Below are 21,184 nucleotides of genomic sequence, written 5' to 3'. Positions count from 1 at the left end.
ATCGCCGAAAAGCGGGGCGCCCTGCCGCTGGCGGTGGAGCAGACCGCGGTGTGGCTGTACGAGACCATGATGGACCCGCAGGACTGGCTGGAGGTGTTCGACGAGAAGCAGGAGGAGCTGCTGACCAGCGTGGCGCCCTCGCCGGACTACCCGTGGACGGTCGGGGCCACCATGAACATGGCGCTGGACCGCCTCTACCAGACGGACCCGGCCGCCTTGCGGCTTCTCCAGGTGTGCGCGTTCCTGGCGCCCCAGCCCATCCCGCGACGGCTGTTCAACGGAGCGCGCAACATCGAGGGACCCCAGGAGTTCCTGGAGATCCTGTCGGACCCGACGGTGCGGCTGGGCCGGGTGCTGCGCAGCATCGACCGCTACGCACTGGCCCGGATGGACCACCGCAACGGCACCTTCCAACTGCACAAGCTGGTGCAGGAGACGCTGAAGCTGCCGCTGACCGACGAGCAGCGCTCGGAGTACCGGCACTGCGCCCATCAGCTGCTGGCCAACTTCGAGCCGGACGCGCCTGAGTCGGTGATGGACTGGCCGCGCTACGCCGAGCTGCAACCGCACATCTGGGAGACCGAGCAGTGGGACTGCCAGAGCGGCTGGTGCCGCCACCTGGTCTGCAACCAGATCAGGTTCCTCCACCTGTGGGGCCGCCCCCGTGCGGCCAGGACGCTGGCCGAGACCACCATCCGGCACTGGACCCACCACCTGGGCCCTGAGCACCCCCAGACCCTGCGCGTCCAGGCCGCCTACGCACTGCTGCTCTCGACCTTCGGGCACTTCGAGGACTCCCACGAGCTGACCCTGCACGTGGTGGACACCCTCACCCGGCTGAACGGGCCCGACGACCCCGAGACGCTGGACGTCACCATCGACCTGCCCACGGACCTGCGCAAACTCGGACGCTTCGATGAGGCGATCGAGGTCAGCGCCGACGTGCTGCAGCGCCAGGAGCGGCTGATGGGCCGCGACGACCCGGACACCATGTTCGCCGCCCACATCCACGCGGTGGGGCTGCGCCTGCTGGGCCGGTTCGACGAGGCCATGGAGATCGACCGGTACAACCTGGAGCGGCGCACCGAGCTCCTCGGCTCGGAGAACCTGCGGACCCTGTCGAGCGAGTACACCCTGGCCCTGGGCCACATGGAGTCGGGCGACTACTGGCGCGCGCTGGACATCCTGGAGAACTCGCGCACGATCATCGAACGCGTGTATCCGGCCGACAACCAGTTCCGCCTGGGCTCGCTCCTGGTGCTGTCGACGGTCCTGCGCAGGATCGGGCGCCTGGAGGAGGCCCTGGAGATCTCCGACGAGGTCTACCGGACCCATGTCGAGCGCGACGGCCCGGACTCGCTGTACAGCCTGCAGGCCGGCGGATGCCACTCGGTGGTCCTTCGCGCGGTCGGCGAGCACGACCAGGCCCTGGCCCTGTCCCAGCACGCGCTGGACGGACTGCGCTCGGCCTACGGCCCCGGCCACCCGCTCTACGCCGACGCCGCGGTCAACCACGCGGTGGTGCTGCGCCTGATGGGGCGCCTCGACGAGGCACGGCGCCTCAACGAGGAGGCACTGGAGGTGCACCGGGACCGGCTGGGACCCGAACACCCCAACACGGTGGCCAACGCGGTCAACCTCGCCAGCGACCTGTTCGCACTGGGGGCTCCCCGGCGCGCGCTGGAGCTGGACGGGCGGACGCACGAGCTGATCAGCGGGCACATGGGAGCCGACCACCCGCTGACCCTGGTCGTCGAGCGGAACCTGCTGCTGGACCGGGTCGCGGTGGAGGGCTCGGTTCCCGAGGCCGAACGCGAGGCGATGCTGACCCGCTACCGGCAGGTCTTCGGTCCCGAGCACCCGGCGACGCGGTCGGCGGCGCGGGACGTGCGGGGCAACTGCGACCTGTTCCTCAACCTGTTGTGAAGGCTCCGGCGGCCGGGGCGGCGCGCCCCGGCCCGCCGCGGACCTCAGAGGCGAGGAAGGCGGCCCACTCGCCGGGGCCGAACCGCAGGGCGGCGCCGGGGTGGTGCGAGTCCCGGACGTATGCCGTGCCGCGGCCGCCCGGTGCCGCCTCGACGCACTTGCCGGCGCCGTCGCTTCTCCTGGACGTGCGCCAGCCCCGGCCGTCGTACAGCCCGGGGCGGGCCGAGGGACGGTGCGCGGTGCGCCCTCCACCCCCGTCGGCCGACGGAGTCGGCTCAGCGCTCATGGACACCTCTCGACCGTGCGGTGGGGGCACGCCCCGATACGGGACGTAAGGAGGCACACGCGACTCTTTCCATGACGAAGTTCCCGACTCGGCGCCAGTCGGGCTGTATATCCCCGACGCTTTTGTCTTCATGTCGGCCGATCCCGGACATTTCCCTTACGGCGCGGGGGTTTCCGCGCCCAGGATGGACCCCCGCCCGGGGCGGGCGGCAGGCGAGCGGGAGGCGGAGTCGATGGCCGAGATCGTACGGTTCCCCGATGAGCAGGGCGGCGAGGACGCCTACGTGCTCATCGAGGCGGCGGGCAGCTCGCCGCAGATGCGCGATGTCAGCGGGCGCGACATCCTGCGCAGTGCGGACGAGACGGCGCAGAAGGTGTTCGGCCGCATCCGCGACCTGTCGGCCCTGGTGGTGCGGGAGCTGCGCGACCTGCCGGGCGACCCGGACGAGGTGACGGTGGAGCTGGGGGTGAACGTCAGCGCCGAGGCGGACGTGTTCATCGCCAAGACCGCCTCCCAGGGCGGCATCAAGGTGACGCTGACCTGGAGGTCGGGCAGGGGGAGGGTCTGAGCGGCGCACACCCGCGCCGCTTCCCCGGGGGCGGCGGGCCCTGAAGGGCCCCGCCGCCCGCGGCCCCGGGGTCAGCGCTTGGCGTACATCCGCTCGATGACCGCCGCGTCGCGCTCCATGATGCGGGCGCGGCGCAGCTTGAGCGTGGGGGTCAGGGTGGAGTCCTCCACGCTGAACGGGCGGGGCAGGATCGTGAACGCCCGGACCGACTCGGCGCGGGACACGGCGGCGTTTCCGGCGTCGACCGCCTTCTGCACCTCGGCGCGCAGGTCGGGGTCGTCGGCCAGGTCGCCCGGCCCTGCGTCGGCGGGCTTGCCGGCCTCGCTCTTCCAGGCCTCGAACTCCTCGGCGTCGAGGGTGATGAGCGCGGTGACGAAGGAGCGGCCGTCTCCGATGAGCATGCACTGGTCGACCAGCGGGGCCGCGCAGACGCGCTCCTCGATGGGGACCGGGGCGACGTTCTTGCCGCCGGCGGTCACCAGGATCTCCTTCTTGCGGCCGGTGACGCGCACGTACCCCTCGTCGTCGACGGCGCCCAGGTCGCCGGTGGCGAACCAGCCGTCGCGGAAGGCGGCCTCGGTGGCCTCGGGCCGGTTCCAGTAGCGCTCGAAGACCGGTCCGCCCTTGACGAGCAGCTCGCCGTCGTCGTCGATCCGCACCTCCACGCCGGGCAGCGGGCCGCCGATGGTGCCCGCGCGGGAGCGGCCGGGCAGGTTGGCCAGCACCGCGGCGGTGGTCTCGGTCAGGCCGTAGCCCTCGATGACCTCCACGCCCACGCCCCGGTAGAAGTGGAAGAGCCGCACGTCCAGGGCGCCGCCGCCGGAGATGACGCGCGTGCAGCGGCCGCCGAGGGCGCCGGTGAGGGGGCGGTAGACGATCGGCTCGAAGAGGCGGCGGCGCAGCCTCAGCAGCGGGCCGGGGCCGCCGGGGGTGTCCAGGGCCTTGCTGTAGGCGACCGCGGTCTCGGTGGCGGCGTCGAAGATCCGGCGTTTGAGGCCGGTGGTGCGCTTGCGCGCGGTGGTGTGGATCTTCTCGAAGACGTAGGGCACGGCCAGCAGGAAGGTGGGCCGGAAGGTGCCCAGGTCGGCGATGAGCTCGCGCACGCCGGGGGCGTGGCCCAGGCGCGCGCCCGCGCTGACCGCGGCGACCTGCACCATGCGGCCGAACACGTGCGCCAGCGGGAGGAAGAGCAGGGTGGAGGGGGCGGCGTCGGGGTCGCCGCCGTCGTCGAAGAGCGCCGAGAGCGCCGTGGTGGCGGCCTCGACCTCGGCGAAGAAGTTGGCGTGGGTGAGCACGCACCCCTTGGGGGTGCCGGTGGTGCCGGAGGTGTAGACGATGGTGGCCGGGTCGGCGGGGCGCACGGCGGCGCGGCGCTCCTCGACCGCGGAGTCGGGCACCTCGGCCCCGGCCTCGGACAGGGCCGGCAGCGCGCCGGGCTCGCCGCGCAACGGGTCCATGGTCCACAGGTGGCGCAGGTCCGGTACGTCGGCGCGCACCCCCTCGACGGTGGCGGTGTTGTCGGCGTCGTCGGCGAAGCAGGCGACGGCCCCGGAGTCGGAGAGGACCATGGCGACCTGCTCGGGCGAGGAGGAGGGGTAGATCGGCACGGTCACCGCCCCGGCCGCCCAGATCGCGAAGTCGGCGACGGTCCACTCGTAGCGGTTGGCCGACAGCAGGCCGACCCGGTCCCCGGCGCCGATCCCGGCGGCGATGAGCCCCTTGGCCACGGCGGTGACCTGGTCGGCGACGTCGGCGCCGGCGACGTCGCGCCAGCCCGGGGAGCCGCCGTCCTTCATGCTGAGCATCGCGGCGCGGGGGTGCCCGGCGGCGCGTTCGTACAGGAGCTCGGCCAGGCCGCCGCTCTCACGGGGCCGACCGGTTGCGGGGGTCGAGATGTGGGTCACTCTTCCGTGTCTATCCGACATTCGTAACAAATCTGAACATCAGGGTTCATAGTCGGACATGAGAAACACCATACTGTCGAGTAACCTCCTTCACTCCCGACACGCCCCGGGGCCGGGCCGTCGCCCCGCCGGGCACCGCCCGCGATCGCGCCGCCCTGCGGGGCCGGAGCACCGAGCACCGCCGCGACCAGGGCCGATGCCACGACCACCACAAGCGCAACCCTACGGGCGGGCGACCTGCACCCGGGGTCCGACACGGACAGGCCCCTGAGGACCCTACGCATCGGCCGGGCCTGGCGGACCCTGCCGACCGCCCCCCGGCACCACGGGGAGCCGGGAGCCGGGCACGGCCTGGGCGGCTGCTGGGCATGCGGGTAGCTACAAGGCGTCTCCGGCCGGTCGACGGCTCCAGCGGGGTGCTGTGACCGGCCGGCCGTGGAGCCGTCAGCCGGATCATCGCGATCGTGACCGTGGTCCCGGAATCGCCGGTCAGACGCTCGTGATCGCGGGCCAGGCGCCGATTGCGGACCGGCCGGCCGAACGTGCACCCCACCACCCGGCGGCGCGGAGGGGCCTGGAGCTATTTCGCGTCGTCGCTGCGCCGCACGACCTCGAGCACGAGCCGGAACTTCTCATATGCCCACGCCGGCAGCCGGTTGTCGACCTGGATTGCGTAGCCGGCGTCGGCCCAGACCAGCCCGATGGACGGGCCGACCGCGGTCGGCCGCACCGGAACGCGGCGCCCGCCGGGCCGGTTCTGGACCGAAGCGGAGGTCACCGCGACCACACATTTCCCTCAGGCTCGAGGCGAGGCGCGACCGCAGCGGGCCGAGCGATGCGCACATCCGGCAATCGATGCCCCGTGCCGACGCCGGTGCCGACCGTGTTCTGCGCAATGCCGCGATCGGCCTGTTGAGCGGGCTCGGTCCGAGGCCCGCGAGCAGGGCCGTGGCCCGCCGGTGGGAGGGATACGACCTTCAACCGCCCTCCCGAAATTTCCAGGCGCGCGTAAAAAGCGGTTACACCGGCGCCCCCTGACCCAACGGCGGCGACCCCTGCCGCGGATTCTCTTTTTACGAAAAAATCCATCAAGCAGGGGCCGCCTCCTCAGATCCCGGTCGGAATGTTCTCCGACTCCGACGGATCAGGTGTCAAAAAAGCGCCAACCCAGGCAAATATCAGAGTCGTTTTGGCGCTCTTGGCAGACCGTGAACTCTACCCTCGGCGCCCCGGTGAAGTTCTTCACGGGAATCTTCTTCCATCCGGCGATATCCTGGGGGATCGACACTCGGGAGAAGTTCTCCTGGCCCTCGAAGCGGTAGTCGATGTAGCACCAGTCGTCGTCGCCCAGGTCCCGGTCCTGCAGTTGGAATTCATTCCACCTGTGGAGCCACTGTCCAGCGCACTCCTCGTTCGAATTCCCCTCGCCACTGCCTTCATCATCGCCACCGTAGACCACCCGGACGCCGGAGTTGGCGTACGCGGCCGGAATGCCGGCGCCAACGGACAGGGCGGCAGCGGCGGCGAAAACCCCAAGAGTTTTGATCGTTCCGTGCAGCACCTTCGCATTTTCCTTTCGAAGTATCGGCCCGTACTGCTCGACAAACACACTCGAACCTAGTAGATGCGAAACTCCGGCTTCAAGGGGCAGCCCGAGTGGACTGGCTCCGGACCATGCCGCCTCGGTGATCGACAAGTCGGCGGTCCCCCTGATGGGAAGGTGTGAATTAGTCGCGTTCACCGTATGTTCTTTGTCCGACTCCGGCCGCAACATTGACATTCCGGCGATTTGCGACTACTAATCGGAACACCCTCCCCGCCTTTCACGATCGGTTTCTCCGTGGAAAGAAGCGGAAAGAAGACGTACACCGGGCGCTTCCGCCGTCTCGTCCACGGGGACCGGCCGGTGTTCGGCCCGTGGTCCCGCCGAAAGCGACGCCGCCCCTTTCCGTACCTTTCCAACGGCGCACGGCGCCTACGTCGATGTCGGACGGGTCGAGTCCCCGTCCTGCGGTGTGGTCGACCGTGTCCGTGAGGTACTCCGGGCGGATGTAGAACGCCGGTACCGGCGGTGCGATGACCGCTCCGAGCCCGCTGATCTCGGTCACCGTCCGCAGATGGTCGCGGCGCAACGGCGTCTCGCGGACCATCAGCACCGGCCGACGCCGGTCGCGCACGCAGATCATGCGACGGACGATCCCCGCCGGTGTCGGCGGCCGGACCCGTAGCAGGCCTTCGCGCAGCCCTCGCCGGACCGGGGCCGCAGGCAGTCAGGCAGTACCGACAGGTGATCGGTACGTCCGACGACGTCGGCCATGACGCCCACGTCGTCCACCCCCAGGCGCGGGCGGACCTGCACGGCACGGCCGTCGATCACGTCCTCGGTCGCGATGCTCAGTCCGTGCCGCCGGAAGGGCAGCACCGACCGCAGCTGCTGGACGATATTGAGCCGCTGCGCCGCGCGCGTCGCCGTCCCTCCCGGTACAGGCAGACGAAACAGCTCAACTGCCGCAGTCCCACAACGGCCTCTGAGCCGGGCACGGCCTGAGCCGGTCGGGCACGGGCCCGGGCCGACCGCGCCCGGGGACTACGGCGCCCCCCTCCTCCCCCGCGGGGGCTTCGGCAGAAGTGCGGGCGGAGTCGCCGACCCGGCCGCACTTCCGCCGGGATCGGCTCGGAAGGGGGCGCCGACCGTCAGGGCGCGCCGTATCCGCCGTCCCCGGACGGCCCGGTCACTCAGGAAGGTCGAGGCGCACCATGATGGCCGTGCCCTCGGCGGTGACCTCGCCGCCGTGGCGGATCTCGCCGGAGACGAACACCTTGCGCCGCTCGGTGCCGGTCACCCGCGCCCGGACCTCCAGCGGCACGTTGAGCGGGGTGGGGTTGCGGTAGTTCACGTCCAGGTTGGCGGTCAGGCCCGGCATGCCGGCCGCGCTGGCGGCGCCCCCCAGGGCCTGGTCCAGCACCGCGGCCAGCCAGCCGCCGTGCACCAGTCCGGGCGGGCCCTCGTACAGGCCGTTGAGGGTGAACTCCGCGCGCAGCCCCTCGCCGTCCTTGTCCAGGTCGATCGGCGGGGCCAGGGGGTTCACCGGCCCGGAGACGCCGTTGGCGACCGTGCCGTACTCGACGGCGCCGTCGGCGTAGGTGGAGCGCACCATGGCGCCGAGGGGGCGCCGCTCGCCCTGGAGCAGCTCCTCGGCCTTGGCCACGGCGTCGGCCGCCGCGGACAGCGCCCCGGGCGCGGCCTCGGTGTGGGCGACGGTGTCCATCAGCGAGCGCACCCGGTCCACCAGCGCGGAGAGCTCCGCGGGGATCTGCTCCTCGGGGACCACGGTGAACCCGTAATCGGCGGGATCGGGCTTTTCCGCTACCGGCTGTGCGTCGACCGTCATGGCTTCCTTCGTCGGTTCGTCATCCCGCACCGGTGGGCGCGGGGGCGGTCGGGCGCCGCTCCGGCGCCGCAAACCGAATATTACTCGGTAGTAGTTTTCGGGGGCGGAACCCGGGGGCCGGGTCGTCACCACCAGCAAGGAACAACCCGGGCACATCGGGCGATATTTCGTGAATCGCGCCACCCGCCCCTTCCCCGCGCGTCTACGCTGGCGGCATGAGCACGCCTCCCCGCGACACCGTGCGCTACTGGCGCCACCCGGGCCTGCCGGGGGTCGAGCTGGTCAAGGCGCACTACGTCCGGCACGCGTTCACCCCGCACACCCACGAGGCCTACACCCTCGCGGTGATCGAGTCCGGGATCGAGGTCTACGACTGCCGGGGCACCACGCACCGGGTCGGAGCGGACGGCATCGCGCTGGTCGAGCCGGGAACCGTGCACACCGGCCACTCCGGAACGCCCGACGGATGGCGCTACCGGGTGCTGTACCCGGAGGAGGAGGTCGTCGCCGACGCGGCCCGGGACATCGGCATGGCGGGTCCTCCCCTGTTCACCGGCTCCTCGGCGCACGACCCGGCCACCGCCGCGGTGCTGCGCGCCGCCCACCGGGCGGCCGAACAGGGCGACCGGCTGAGCGCCTCGACCCTGACCCGCCAGGCCCTGCACCGCCTCCTGGCCGGGCACGCCACCTCCCCCGCCCACGGGGCGGGCACGCCGGCCCCGCGCCGCATGGTCGCCGAGGCACGGGAGGCCCTGCGCTCCCGGATGGCCGACCCGCCGACCCTGGAGGAGCTGGCGGCGGGGGTGGGCGTGTCGGCGTTCGCCCTGCTGCGCGCCTTCCGCCGCGACCTGGGGCTGCCCCCGCACGCCTACCTGAACGACGTGCGCGTGGAGCGGGCCCGGCGCCTGCTGGCCGNCGGTGGGCTTCGCCGACCAGCCGCACCTGACCCGCCACTTCAAACGCCGCACGGGCGTACCGCCGGGCGCGTTCCAGCGCGGAATCCTGGGCGCGGTCCCCGAGCCCCCGGAACGGGCCCCTGTGCCCTGAACGGCCGCCACGAGCAGCCGCCACCGGCCCCTTCGCCCGTTCGGATCTCCCCCACCCGAAGGAGCACATATGGCGTCGTCCGCCCCCGTACGCGCCTGGCACCACACCTGCGAGACGATGCGCACCGTCGTCATTGGCGTCCCCTGCTGCTTCTGGGGATCGTCTGGCTGGGATCCGAGGCGTCCATCGACGGCGCGGTGTTCATCGTCGGTGGCGCGGTCAACATCGCCTCGGCGGTTCTGACGGCCAGACTGCCCGCCTGCGAATATGTCCCGGCGACCAACACCTTGACCCGCCGGTCACCCCTCAGGCGTCGAGGGCCCTTCACCCCCGGCCCGGGGCAGCGGTTCGCCGTCCATGACAACGCCATCGTCCTCGCCCCTGAGGGCGCGTCCCACGGCCCGGTGATCGTGCGCCGGAACAGTGTCCACCCGCAGGACTGGGGAGCGCTGGCCACCGCTGTCGCAGACGCGAACGAGCGCTTGGGAACCGGATCGACCGTCTTCGGGGACGACGCCGCCCTCGAGAAGTACTACCGCGCTGAATGGCCGCTCTGAGGGGCCTCCACGCGCGCCCTGGGCCATCGGACCGCCACCGCACCACCGCACGGGCCCCGAGGCGCAATTACGTTCAAGACCCCGGTCTCCCCCGCTCCGTAGCGTTCCCGGCGTGAACACGTCAGCATTCGCCCTCACTCCCCCGGTGCGCGACGCACTGGGGATCGGCCTGGCCGTCGGGGTGTCCGGGGTCGCCTTCGGCACCGCCTCCGTGGCCGCCGGACTCACCGTCGCCCAGACCTGCGCCCTGAGCCTGCTCGCCTTCACCGGCGCCTCCCAGTTCGCGCTGATCGGCGTCGTCGCCGGAGGCGGCAACGTCATCGCCGGGGCGGCCGGGGCCCTGCTCCTGGGCGCCCGCAACACCCTCTACGGCCTGCGCCTGGCCGACGTCCTCGGCTGGCGGGGCGCCCGCCGGGGCCTGGCCGCGCACGGGGTGATCGATGAGACCGCCGCCGCCTCGTTCGCCCAGCGCACCCCCGCCGAGGCGCGCACCGCCTTCACCGCGACCTTCGCCGCGCTGTTCGTCTTCTGGAACGCCACCACCCTGGCGGGCGCGCTGGCCACCGAGCGGGTCGGCGACACCTCGGCCTTCGGGCTGGACGCGGTCGGGCCGGCGATCTTCCTGGCCCTGCTCTGGTCCCGGCTGCGCGAAGGCCGCAGGACCCGCCTGGTCGCCGGGGCCGGCGCCGTGGTCGCGCTGGCCGGCGTCCCGGTGCTCCCGCCCGGTGTTCCGGTGCTCATCGCCGCCGCGGCCGCGCTCATCGGCCCCGGTCCGGAGGCGCCAGAGGCCCCGCAGGCGTCGGCCGGCGCCCCGGCGGACGCGCCCGGGACGGACCACGGCGGCGACGGAGCGGGCGGCGGTACCGGCGACGGGGCGGACACGGGGGTGCGGCCGTGACCCTCTGGATCGCCATCGCCGTCACCGCCGTCGGCTGCTACGCCCTCAAGTTCGCCGGGCTGGCCGCCCCGCGCCGCCTGCTCGACCACCCGGCGGTGCGCCGGTTCGCCATGACCGTCCCGGTGGCACTGCTCGCCGCGCTGGTGGCCGTGCAGACCTTCTCCGACGGCGGGGCCGCGCTCACCGCCGACACCGCACGCCTGGCCGGGGTCGCGGCGGCCGCGGCGGCGCTGCTGCTGCGCGCCCCCTTCCTCGTCGTGGTCGCCGCGGCGGCGGGCACCACGGCCGCCCTGCGGGCCCTCGGCATCGGCTGAGGCCCGGTGCAGGGCCGGGGCCCGTGCGCGCCGCGCCTGGGGCGGGGGACGGGGAGCCCGGCGAGGTGACGTTCCCCGCCCCCTGGGGCAGGATGCAGGTGACCGGCGGGGGCGGCCCACCGCCCCCGCCTTCTGGCGCCTTGCGACGACGGAAGGACGACCGTGCCCCCCGAGACCACCGGGCCCGCTGGGCCCACCGCCGCCGAATCGGTCGCGGAACTGCTGGCCGCCGCCCATGTGCGGCGCTGCTACACCGTCCCCGGTGAGAGCTTCCTGGAACTGGCCGACGCCATCGACCGGCGCAGCGACATGCAGCTGGTGTCCACCCGCCACGAGGGCGGCGCCGGGTTCATGGCCGAGGCCGAGGGCAAGCTCACCGGGTTCCCCGCCGCGGCGGCCGCCACCCGCGGCCCCGGGGCCTCCAACCTGGCGGTCGGTGTGCACACGGCCATGCAGGACTCCACGCCGATGATCGTCTTCCTGGGCCAGGTGGAGTCCGACCGCCTGGGACGGGAGGCCTTCCAGGAGGTGGACCTCACCGCGTTCTACGCCCCCGTCACCAAGTGGTCGACGACGGTGACGCGCGCCGACCGGCTGGTGGAGGCGACCGCGCGCGGGCTGCGCATCGCCACCTCGGGCCGCCCGGGCCCGGTCGCGATCGCGGTCCCGGGCGACCTGTGGGGCGAACCGGCCGGGGCGCTGGGCCCCCTTCCCGGCACGTTCCCCCCGCGCCCCTCCCTGGCCGAGGAGGAGAGGGACCGCCTGGCCCGGTGGCTGGCCGGGGCCGAGCGGCCCGTCATCATCGCCGGCGGCGGGGCACGGGGCGCCCGCGAGGAACTGGTGCGGGTCGCCGAGCGGTTCCAGACCGGGGTGTACGCCTCCTGGCGGCGCCAGGACGTGTTCCCCAACGACCACCCGCTCTACCTGGGCCACCTCGGCCTGGGCTGCCCTCCCCAGGTGCTGGGGGCGCTCGAGGAGGCGGACGCGATCCTGGTGGTGGGGTGCAGGCTCAGCGAGGTCACGACCCAGGCCTACCGGTTCCCCGCCCCGGGGGCGCGGGTGGTGGACTCGCACGTCGCCCAGATCGACATCGACCCCGACCAGGTGGGGGCGGTCGCCGGCGTCTGGACCGGCCTGGTCGCCGACGCCCGGCGCGCGTTGGAGGCGCTGGCGGCGTCCCCGCTGACCGCGCCCTACCGGGACTTCGCTCCGGCGCACGCGGCCTGGGAGGCGACCACGGTCCCCGCCCCGGGGGCCGCCTCGCACCCCGGCGGGCGGATGCACCCCTGGGCGGTGGTGGAGCGCATGCGCGCGGTGCTGCCGCCCGAGACGGTGCTGACCAACGACGCCGGGAACTTCGCCGCGTTCCTGCACCGGGGGTGGCACTTCACCGAGCCCCGGACCCAGCTGGCGCCCACCAGCGGCGCGATGGGCTACGCGGTGCCGGCGGCGATCGCGGCCAAACTGGTCGAGCCGCACCGCACCGTGGTCGCGGCGGTCGGCGACGGCGGCGCACTGATGACCGGGCAGGAGCTGGAGACGGCGGTGCGGGTGCGCGCCGCGGTCACGGTGGTGGTGTTCCAGAACGGGCTGTACGGCACGATCGCGATGCACCAGGCCAAGGAGATGGGGCGCACCGCGGCGGTGGACATCGGCGGCCCGCTGGACCTGGCCGGGTACGCCCGCTCCCTGGGCGCGCGAGGGGCCACCGCGCACACGCCCGACGAGTTCGAGAAGGCCTTGGCCGAGGCGGTGGAGGCGGATCTGCCCACCTTGATCGACGCCCGGACCGACCCGGACGTGATCAGCCCGGGGGCGACCCTGTCCGGCCTGCTCGACCGCGGCTGACGGGAGTACCGATGCGGGCCCCGGGGGACGGCCGACGCCGCCCCCGGGGTTCGATCAGCGATGGCCGACAGGGAACGAGGTCCGAGACACGGCCGGTGAGGACAGCGATCGCACCGGTGGCACGGCACCACCCGGCGACGCCCGGCGGGCGTCGCCGGCGCTCGTCGCCGATACCGACCACACGCACCCCGGAACGCGGCTGACCACGCCCGAGATCGCCCTGGAGATTCAACGACGATGGGCTGGGGCCCAGGTCAGAGGCGGTGCCCCCGACGGACGCCGCAGTCGCGCGGCAACCGCCCGGCGGACGCCGACCGCGCCCGTCGGCACTGCCGACCACGCCCCACAGGAGACACGGCGACCAGGCCCGGCGGCCGGCCCCAGGCTCGACCAGCGATGGCCCGCTGAGAACGAGACGCGCGACAGGACCGGCGAGACCAGCGGGCAGCCCGCTCGCGCGGCGACCATCCGGTGGGCGGTGCCGGTGCCCGTCGACCGAGGCGCCCCCGCGCCGCAGGCGACGCGGCGGCTCACCCCCGGGGCGGAAACCGGGGGCGGGATCGCGACCGGGGGCCGTGGCCTCGGCGATGGTGGAGCCGGGCTTCGCCGGCGCGGACCGCCGTCTTCACAGGCGGCGATGTCAGCACCGCCGTCACGGATTCGGCCCGCCGTGTGCCGAGGTGAGCAGGACAGGGCACGGCTCCCTTACGCGAGAAGCGCCCCAGCGTCCGTGCCCGCGGTGGCGCTCGTCAGGCCCCTCCCTCACTGGGGCCGGCTGCTCACCGTTCCCGGCTCCATTCGGCAGGCCGCCTCGCGCAGTGCCCGGACGGTCGCGCTGATGGCCGGCCGCCTCGCGGCGTCGGCGTTCCAGAACACGTAGACCTGCCGGACCAGTGCCGGCTGTACCTGCACCAGCCGCACCCCCTCAGGCACCGGCCCCCTCCCTAGGCGCGGTATCACCGCCGCCCCCAGCCCGGAGGCGACCAGGGACAGCTTCGTCTGGTGCTCCTCGGCCGTGTGCACGATCCGCGGCTCGGCCCCCTGCGCGCTGATCATCTGGTGCAGCCACTGGCCGCACGCGCCGCCGCGGGGCCAGCTGATCCACGGCAGGTCCACCACCTCGTCCAGGGCCACCAGCCCCCGGTGCGCCAGGGGGTGTCCGGCGGGCAGGGCGATGTCGGCGGTGTCCTCGGTCAGCGGGGTGCGCTCCATACCGCGCGGCAGCGGCAGCGGGGCGCCGGTCCAGTCCACGACCACCGCCATGTCGGCCTCGCCCCGGCTCACGGCCGGAACGCTGTCCTGCGGCTCCTGCTCGCTGAGCTCCACCACGAGGCGGGGGTGGCTCTCGCGCAGGGTGACCAGGGCGTGCGGCACCAGCCCCCGGGCGGCGGTGGCGATGGACGACAGGCGCAGGTGCCCGATGACCGCGTCGCGGTGCGCCTCCAGGTCGGCCTCGGCCTGGCGGACCAGGGACAGGATCTGCCCGGTGTGCTCGACCAGCACCTCGGCGGCCTCGGTGAGCCGGATCCCGCGCCCGTTGCGCTCCACGAGCGGCTGGCCCACCTCCCGCTCCAGCTTGCTCAGCTGCTGGGAGACGGCCGAATTGGTGACGTGGAGCTCCTCCGCGGCCCCGGTGAGCGATCCGTTGGCCGCGATGGCGTGCAGGACGCGCATTCGATCCACGCTCAGCATGAAGCGATGCTAACGCCGGGAACGCCCGCTGCGAAGCGGTTGTGAGCGGTTCGACGTCCACGGACTGAGATGTCCGCCGGCCCGGCCCCTCCCCGGGGCCGGGTGCCGCCCGCCGCGCGGAACGGGGGCGCCCTGCGGGCGCCCCCGCCGGACTACTCCTCGCGCAGCATCTCCACGGCCTTGGCCAGGTCGTCCGGGTAGGGGCTCTCGAACTCGACCGGTCGCCCCTCGGTCGGGTGGTCGAACCCGAGCCGCACCGCGTGCAGCCACTGGCGGCTCACCCCCAGGCGCTCGGCCAGGGTCGGGTCGGCGCCGTAGAGCCGGTCGCCCACGCAGGGGTGGCGCAGCGCCGACATGTGCACGCGGATCTGGTGGGTGCGGCCGGTCTCCAGCTTGATCTCCAGCAGGCTGGCCGCGCGGAACGCCTCGGTGGTGTCGTAATGGGTGACCGACGGGCGCCCGCCCGCGACCACGGCGAAGCGGCCGTCGCCGGAGGGGTGGCGGTCGATCGGGGCGTCCACGGTCCCGCGCAGCGGGTCCGGGTGGCCCTGCACCAGCGTGTGGTACCGCTTGTCGACCGTGCGCTCCTTGAAGGCGCGCTTGAGCACCGAGTAGGCGGTCTCGCTCTTGGCCAGCACCATCAGGCCGGTGGTGTTGGCGTCCAGGCGGTGCACGATCCCCTGGCGCTCGGCGGCCCCGCTGGTGGCCAGCTGCACGCCCATGGCCAGCAGCCCCTCCAGCACCGAGGGGCCGGTCCAGCCCACGGTGGGGTGGGCGACCACGCCGATGGGCTTGTCGACGACGACGATGTCGGCGTCCTCGTGCACGATGCGCAGGCCCGGCACCGTCTCGGCCCGGGGGACGGGGGCGGTGGGCGGCGGAGGGAGCACGACCTCCAGCCAGGACCCGGCGCTGACCCGGTCGGACTTGGCCGCCTCGGCCCCGTCGACCTGCACGTTCCCCTCGGCGATCAGCTCGGCGGCGCGGGTGCGCGAGAGCCCGAACAGCCGCGCCATCGCCGCGTCCAGGCGGTCGCCCTCCAGCCCGTCCGGAACCGGCATGCTGCGGTGGTCGGTCATCGCGCGTCCCCTTCTGCCTCGTCGCGGTCGGCGGCCGCGGGCTCGTCGGCCGCGCGGGCCCCGGCCCCGGGGGCGCCGTCCCCTCCGGCGGCGCCGGTGCCGTGGTCGGTCGTGGTGTCCTCGGCGGTGCCGGCGGTGCCGTTCCCACCGGTCGCGCCGGCGCGCTCGCCGCCGGCGTCGGCGTCACCGGCGCCGGACGCGGAGTCGTCCTTGTCGGCCTCCCGGGTGCCGTCGATGTTCACCCCGCGGAAGGCCAGCAGCACCGCCAGGGCGCTGCCCACCACCAGGCTGGAGTCGGCCAGGTTGAACACCGGCCAGTTCGGCAGCTGGATCCAGTCGACCACGTGCCCGTGGAAGGGCCCGGGCGCCCGGAACAGGCGGTCCACCAGGTTCCCGGCCGCCCCGCCCAGGATCAGCCCCAGCGACACCGCCCACGCCAGGGAGCGCAGCCGCCGCGCGATCACGATGATGTAGGCGACCACCCCGATCGAGATCAGGCTGAACACCCACGTCATGCCGGTCCCGATGGAGAAGGCCGCCCCCGGGTTGAACACCAGGGTGAAGCGGAGCAGGTCCCCCACCACCGCGACGCTCTCGCCGGGGGCGAAGCGCGCCAGCGCGATCTCCTTGGTGGCGAAGTCCAGGGCCAGCGCGACCGCCGCCACCACCGCCACAAGAACGAACCGCCGCGGCTTGGTCGCGGCGGATCCGTTCACCGTTCGTCTTCCGTCCCCGGAGGGCTCTACGTCAGTCAGCGACGCTCCTCGCGTTGTTTGCACACCACGCACAGCAGGGCGCGCGGATATGCCTGGAGGCGGGCCTTTCCGATCGCGTGGCCGCAGGAATCGCACACCCCGTAGGTGCCCGCGTCCATCCGTTCGATCGCCCGCTCGCTCTGCGCGAGCAGGTCACGGCTATTGTAGGTCAGTGCGAGGTCGTGCTCGCGCTGGTACGCCTTCGCCCCGGTATCGGTGGGGTCGTCCCCTGCGTTGGCCACCGCGTCCGTGAGCCGCTCGGCCAGCCCCGATTCGGCGTCGGCGAGGTTGGCGCGCAGCGCGGTGATCTCCTCCTCCAGCGCCCCGCGGACCTCGGCGAGCTCCTCGGGGGTCCAGGGGTCCTCCCCGCTGCGCGCCGGGGGCAGATTCACCGCACTCACGTCGGCCTCCTCGTGCCGTGCGCCGCGCTGCGCGCGGCCCCCTCCACCACTCGATCGCTCCGCCGCCATAGACGTCACCCTCAGCCCCCCGTTCCGATCCGGACGGCCTCCCGGCCGCCCCCGCCGTTCCACTTCCCGACGTGCGAAAACGCCGTCGATTCGGGCGTCATCCGCACAGTGCCGGGTAGCTTAGGCGGCCGGGGCGGGCGATTCAACGAACCACGGCGTACCACGGAATCACCGTCTCTTTCCCCTTTGTTGTTCCCCCGTTCGCATCGTCCGATTCGCAGGGCGGGGGCAGAGCGGCCGGGCGCCGAGGGGCGGGGCGCGGGGCCGGGGCTACCCGGCGGTGGCGAAGCCCCCGTAGTCCTCGGCCAGGCGGGAGAGGTGCGGCTCGTCGAACACCGCGGGGCCGCCGTGCGGGCCCACCCGCACCTCGATCACCCAGTCGACGTCCTCGGCGTCGTCCTCGCCCGCGAGCATGTCCCGGTGGACCGTGCACGGCTCATAGCCCTGGTCCACCAGCTGCTCGGCCAGCTCGTCGGCGTCCTCCCGGTCGGGCAGCGTCACCAGCACCGCGCCCGCCGACTGCGTCTCCCCCATCCGGTCCCTCTCTTTCCTTCGGCCTTTCGGCTCCGGCCTGGCCCGGCGCCGCCCGCGGTCGGCCGCGGGGGCGCCCGTGCCCGGGCCGTCCCCGGTGGACGGCCGTGCGCCAGTATGCCCCGACGCGCCGCCCGCGCCCGCGCCGACCCCGCCGGGCCGCCCCTTCCACGGCCGCGGCACGCCCCGACGGGGCCCTGCGGCACCTCCGGTGCCGGCTCCGGAAAGGCGCGCGTGAAGGGAGGTCGCGTTGCGTTATCCTCTACTCCGAAGCAGGGCGATGACGGGGACGAGTACCGCGCGGAGCACAGCCCAGAGCGACCCGGGGACGGTGGGAGCCCGGGGGTATGACCGGCGGGAAGATCACCCCTGAGCCGCCGGAGGAACGGCCCCCGACCGGGGCTCAGTAGAACCGGCACCGCAGCGAACGAAGTGGGGGGCGCACGCGCTCCCAAGGAGGGTGGTACCGCGGGGCCGCGCGCCTCGTCCCTCCATCAGGACCGCACCCCTGATGGAAAGGGCAGCCACGTGTCAGCAGAAGAACCCTCCGCCTCCCGGCCCTTCCCCGCCCTCCCCGCGCAGATCGACCTGCCCGCGGTGGAGCACGAGGTGCTGAAGCGCTGGTCGGAGCAGAAGGTCTTCGAGCGCTCACTCGACAAGACCAAGGACGGCCCCAACTGGGTCTTCTACGAGGGTCCGCCCACCGGCAACGGCAAGCCCGGCGTCCACCACGTGGAGGCCCGCGTCTTCAAGGACGTCTTCCCCCGGTTCAAGACCATGAAGGGCCACCGGGTCGACCGCAAGGCCGGCTGGGACTGCCACGGCCTCCCGGTCGAGGTCGCCGTGGAGAAGGAGCTGGGGCTCAGCGGCAAGAAGGACATCGAGGAGTACGGCGTCGCCGAGTTCAACGCGCGCTGCCGTGAATCGGTGCTGCGGCACGTGGGCGCCTTCACCGAGATGACCGAGCGCATGGGGTACTGGGTCGACCTGGACGACCCCTACCGCACGATGGACTCCCAGTACGTGGAGTCGGTCTGGTGGGCGCTGAAGCGGATCCACGAGAAGGGCCTGCTGGTCCGCGACTACCGGATCAGCCCCTACTGCCCGCGCTGCGGGACGACGCTCTCCGACCACGAGCTGGCCCAGGGCTACGAGACGGTGACCGACCCCTCGGTCTACGTGCGCTTCCCCGTCACCTCCGGCCCGCTGGCCTCGCCCGAGCGCCCCACCTCGATGCTGGTGTGGACCACCACCCCCTGGACCCTGGTGTCCAACACGGCGGTGGCCGTGCACCCCGACGTCGCCTACNCGGCCCCGAGCGGCTGCTCATCGCGGAGCCGCTGTTCGAGAAGGTGCTGGGCGAGGGCTGGACCCTGACCGGGGAGCGGTTCGAGGGCGGCGAGATGGAGCACTGGACCTACCAGCGCCCCTTCGAACTGATCGGCTTCGACGCGCCCGCCCACTACGTGGTGCTGGCCGACTACGTCACCGTCGAGGACGGCACCGGCATGGTGCACCAGGCGCCCGCCTTCGGCGCCGACGACATGGCGGTCGCCCGCGCCTACGGGCTGCCGGTGGTCAACCCGGTGCGCGCCGACGGCACCTTCGAGGAGGGCCTCGACCTGGTCGGCGGGCGGTTCTTCAAGAAGGCCGACCCGGTCCTGGTGGAGGACCTGACCGCGCGCGGCCTGATGTACCGCGCCCAGGAGTACGAGCACAGCTACCCGCACTGCTGGCGGTGCCACACCGCGCTGCTGTACTACGCGGTGCCGTCCTGGTACGTGCGCACCACCGAGGTCAAGGACGAGCTGCTGGCCCAGAACGCGGCCACCAACTGGTACCCCGAGAACGTCAAGGAGGGGCGCTTCGGGGAGTGGCTGCGCAACAACATCGACTGGGCGCTGTCCCGCAGCCGCTACTGGGGCACGCCGCTGCCGGTGTGGCAGTGCACCGACGAGCACACCACGGTGGTCGGGTCGCTGGCCGAGCTGGGCGAACTGGCCGGGCGCGACCTGAGCGCGCTGGACCCGCACCGGCCCTATGTCGACGACGTGGTGCTGGACTGCCCGCAGTGCGGAGCCGAGGCCCGGCGGGTGCCGGAGGTCATCGACGCCTGGTTCGACTCGGGCTCGATGCCGTTCGCCCAGTGGGGCGCCCCGCACCGCAACGAGAAGGTCTTCGAGGAGAACTTCCCGGCCCAGTACATCTGCGAGGCGATCGACCAGACCCGCGGCTGGTTCTACTCGCTGATGGCGGTCAGCACCCTGGTGTTCGGGCGCTCCTCCTACGAGAGCGTGGTCTGCCTGGGCCACATCCTGGCCGAGGACGGCCGCAAGATGAGCAAGCACCTGGGCAACGTGCTCGAGCCGATCCCCGTGATGGACCGGCACGGCGCCGACGCCCTGCGCTGGTTCATGGCGGTCAGCGGGTCGCCGTGGGCGGCCCGGCGGGTGGGGCACACCGCGCTGGAGGAGATCGTCCGCAAGGTCCTGCTGACCTACTACAACACGGCCTCCTTCTTCACCCTCTACGCGGGCGCCGGCGAGGGCTGGTCCCCCGAGCGCCTGGACGAGGCGCCGGCCCCGGCCGACCGGCCGCTGCTGGACCGGTGGCTGCTGTCGGAGCTGAACCAGGTGGTGGCCGACGTGGACGCCGCCCTGGAGGACTTCGACACCGCGGGGGCGGGGCGCAGGCTGACCGCCTTCATCGACGACCTGTCCAACTGGTACGTGCGCCGTTCCCGCCGCCGGTTCTGGGCGGGCGCCGACACCCCGGAGGGCGCGGCGGCGTTCGCCACGCTGTACGAGACGCTGGAGACCCTGACCCGGCTGCTGGCGCCGATCATCCCGTTCCTGACCGACCACGTGTGGGCGGCGCTGCGCCGCCCGGGGGCGCCGGAGTCGGTGCACCTGGCCGACTGGCCGGTGGCGGACCGGGAGCTGATCGACGAGGGGCTGTCGCAGGACATGGCGCTGGTGCGGCGCCTGGTGGAGCTGNCGCGCCAGCCGCTGTCCCGGGCGCTGGTGGGCGCCCGGGGGTTCGACCGGCTGCCCGAGCAGCTGCGCGCGCAGATCACCGAAGAGCTCAACGTGCACTCGCTGGAGGCGCTGTCGTCCGTCGGCGGCGACCTGGTGGAGTACACGGTCAAGCCGAACTTCCGGGCGCTGGGCAAGCGGTTCGCCAAGCGGACGCCGCTGGTGGCGAAGGCGATCGGCGCGGCCGACGCCAAGGCGCTGGTGGAGCAGGTGCGCGGCACCGGCTGGGCGCACGTGGAGGTCGAGGGCGAGCCGGTGGAGATCAGCGCCGACGAGGTGCTGGTGACCGAGCAGCCCCGCGAGGGCTGGGCGGTGTCCACCGAGAACGGCGAGACGGTGGCCCTGGACCTGGAGCTCACCCCGGAGCTGCAGCGCGCGGGGCTGGCCCGCGAGGTGGTCCGGCTGGTGCAGGACGCCCGCAAGGGCAGCGGCCTGGACATCTCCGACCGGATCGCGCTGGCCTGGTCGGCGACCGACCCGCAGACCGGGCAGGCGATGGAGGAGCACGCCGAGACCATCGCGGCCGAGGTGCTGGCCACGTCCTTCGCCCGAACCGAGAAGGCCCCCGAGGAGGAGGGCACCCACTCCGTGACGTCCGAGGACTTCGGCCTGACCGTCTGGATCCGCAAGGCCTGACCCCCTGAAGGCCACAGGCTGGGCCCCGGACGCACAGTGTCCGGGGCCTTTCCCGTCTCCGGCGTCTCCCCGCCTGGTGCAGCAGGTAACGGCTCGGGGATCGGATACTCACTCGTCCGCCGTCCGGAACCGGGAGGCCCTGCCGAACGCCTGGTCACGGCTAGGAGCAGGGAGAACGGACGGAGGTTCGGGGGGCACACCGACCGACGGTGACCCGCCACCCGGCAATCAGCCGCGAGCGGGGCA

General features: G+C 73.2%; 18 protein-coding genes and 2 pseudogenes. 8 read left to right on the top strand and 12 right to left on the bottom strand.

Translation table 11 applies throughout. The features are described 5' to 3' along the window. Positions 1-1,926 (top strand): FxSxx-COOH system tetratricopeptide repeat protein (fxsT, locus tag D450_RS0120155; RefSeq protein ID WP_017540462.1); only part of this gene is annotated, 1,926 nt, incomplete at its 5' end. Here fxsT and D450_RS32660 read toward each other — a convergent pair. Next, entirely contained in the window at positions 1,913-2,212 is a 300-nt protein-coding gene (locus D450_RS32660; protein ID WP_083932713.1) for a DUF397 domain-containing protein, read from the bottom strand. The two genes, fxsT and D450_RS32660, sit on opposite strands and share 14 nt — an antisense overlap. Before the next feature lie 232 nt (positions 2,213-2,444). Here D450_RS32660 and D450_RS0120150 point away from each other — a divergent pair, with 232 nt between their 5' ends. Then, positions 2,445-2,780 carry a CU044_2847 family protein gene (locus D450_RS0120150; RefSeq protein ID WP_241483223.1) on the top strand — a complete coding sequence of 112 codons (336 nt, stop codon included), beginning with the start codon at positions 2,445-2,447 and terminating at the stop codon, positions 2,778-2,780. A 71-nt stretch (positions 2,781-2,851) separates the two neighbouring features. Here the strand turns inward: D450_RS0120150 and D450_RS0120145 are convergent, their stop codons facing one another. From D450_RS0120145 to D450_RS0120125, 6 genes are all read right to left on the bottom strand, one after another. Further along, positions 2,852-4,684: an AMP-dependent synthetase/ligase gene (locus D450_RS0120145; RefSeq protein WP_017540460.1), complete on the bottom strand. Its 1,833-nt coding sequence runs from the start codon at positions 4,682-4,684 to the stop codon at positions 2,852-2,854. A gap of 580 nt (positions 4,685-5,264) precedes the next feature. Beyond that, complete coding sequence (locus D450_RS30725; RefSeq protein ID WP_017540459.1) at positions 5,265-5,471, bottom strand: hypothetical protein; 207 nt, start codon at positions 5,469-5,471, stop codon at positions 5,265-5,267. A gap of 357 nt (positions 5,472-5,828) precedes the next feature. Beyond that, positions 5,829-6,380, bottom strand: a complete 552-nt coding sequence (locus tag D450_RS0120135; RefSeq protein ID WP_152520875.1) for a hypothetical protein — start codon at positions 6,378-6,380, stop codon at positions 5,829-5,831. Positions 6,381-6,507: 127 nt separating this feature from the next. Then, positions 6,508-6,834, bottom strand: a complete 327-nt coding sequence (locus D450_RS35645) for a hypothetical protein (protein WP_394296829.1) — start codon at positions 6,832-6,834, stop codon at positions 6,508-6,510. 32 nt (positions 6,835-6,866) lie between these two features. After that, complete coding sequence (locus tag D450_RS0120130; RefSeq protein WP_017540457.1) at positions 6,867-7,106, bottom strand: hypothetical protein; 240 nt, start codon at positions 7,104-7,106, stop codon at positions 6,867-6,869. A 310-nt stretch (positions 7,107-7,416) separates the two neighbouring features. Beyond that, positions 7,417-8,076: a PaaI family thioesterase gene (locus D450_RS0120125; protein ID WP_017540456.1), complete on the bottom strand. Its 660-nt coding sequence runs from the start codon at positions 8,074-8,076 to the stop codon at positions 7,417-7,419. Positions 8,077-8,291: 215 nt separating this feature from the next. On the opposite strand from D450_RS0120125, the pseudogene D450_RS30720 reads away from it, so the two are divergent. The 5 genes and pseudogenes from D450_RS30720 to D450_RS0120100 all read left to right on the top strand — a co-directional run bounded on the left by D450_RS30720 (position 8,292) and on the right by D450_RS0120100 (position 12,740). Continuing rightward, positions 8,292-9,123: pseudogene (locus D450_RS30720) on the top strand (AraC family transcriptional regulator). A gap of 197 nt (positions 9,124-9,320) precedes the next feature. Next, positions 9,321-9,680: a hypothetical protein gene (locus D450_RS0120115; protein ID WP_026128661.1), complete on the top strand. Its 360-nt coding sequence runs from the start codon at positions 9,321-9,323 to the stop codon at positions 9,678-9,680. A 145-nt stretch (positions 9,681-9,825) separates the two neighbouring features. Further along, positions 9,826-10,578, top strand: a complete 753-nt coding sequence (locus D450_RS30715) for an AzlC family ABC transporter permease (RefSeq protein ID WP_017540455.1) — start codon at positions 9,826-9,828, stop codon at positions 10,576-10,578. Then, entirely contained in the window at positions 10,575-10,892 is a 318-nt protein-coding gene (locus D450_RS0120105; RefSeq protein ID WP_017540454.1) for an AzlD domain-containing protein, read from the top strand. The genes D450_RS30715 and D450_RS0120105 overlap by 4 nt, the downstream gene beginning before the upstream one ends. Before the next feature lie 162 nt (positions 10,893-11,054). Beyond that, complete coding sequence (locus D450_RS0120100; RefSeq protein ID WP_017540453.1) at positions 11,055-12,740, top strand: thiamine pyrophosphate-dependent enzyme; 1,686 nt, start codon at positions 11,055-11,057, stop codon at positions 12,738-12,740. Between the two features lie 762 nt (positions 12,741-13,502). Here the strand turns inward: D450_RS0120100 and D450_RS30710 are convergent. The 5 genes from D450_RS30710 to D450_RS0120075 form a co-directional block, all read right to left on the bottom strand. Beyond that, positions 13,503-14,432: a LysR family transcriptional regulator gene (locus D450_RS30710; RefSeq protein WP_051063631.1), complete on the bottom strand. Its 930-nt coding sequence runs from the start codon at positions 14,430-14,432 to the stop codon at positions 13,503-13,505. Between the two features lie 152 nt (positions 14,433-14,584). Next, positions 14,585-15,511 carry an RluA family pseudouridine synthase gene (locus tag D450_RS0120090; protein ID WP_017540451.1) on the bottom strand — a complete coding sequence of 309 codons (927 nt, stop codon included), beginning with the start codon at positions 15,509-15,511 and terminating at the stop codon, positions 14,585-14,587. Then, complete coding sequence (lspA, locus tag D450_RS30705) at positions 15,508-16,227, bottom strand: signal peptidase II (protein WP_017540450.1); 720 nt, start codon at positions 16,225-16,227, stop codon at positions 15,508-15,510. The genes D450_RS0120090 and lspA overlap by 4 nt, the downstream gene beginning before the upstream one ends. Before the next feature lie 35 nt (positions 16,228-16,262). Continuing rightward, on the bottom strand, positions 16,263-16,658 hold the full coding sequence (locus D450_RS0120080; protein WP_017540449.1) for a TraR/DksA family transcriptional regulator: 396 nt from the start codon (positions 16,656-16,658) through the stop codon (positions 16,263-16,265). 348 nt (positions 16,659-17,006) lie between these two features. After that, a complete protein-coding gene (locus tag D450_RS0120075; RefSeq protein WP_017540448.1) occupies positions 17,007-17,270 on the bottom strand; it encodes a divalent-cation tolerance protein CutA in 264 nt (87 codons plus the stop codon). Between the two features lie 525 nt (positions 17,271-17,795). Between D450_RS0120075 and ileS the strand changes: the two are divergent. After that, a pseudogene (gene ileS / locus D450_RS30700) lies at positions 17,796-20,938 on the top strand (isoleucine--tRNA ligase). Positions 20,939-21,184 lie beyond the last annotated feature (246 nt).

Source organism: Nocardiopsis halophila DSM 44494, from assembly GCF_000341245.1.
GTDB classification, from domain to species: Bacteria; Actinomycetota; Actinomycetes; order Streptosporangiales; family Streptosporangiaceae; genus Nocardiopsis_A; species Nocardiopsis_A halophila.
The sequence above is the reverse complement of the archived record's forward strand: the minus strand, read 5'-3'. Positions and strand labels throughout refer to the sequence as shown.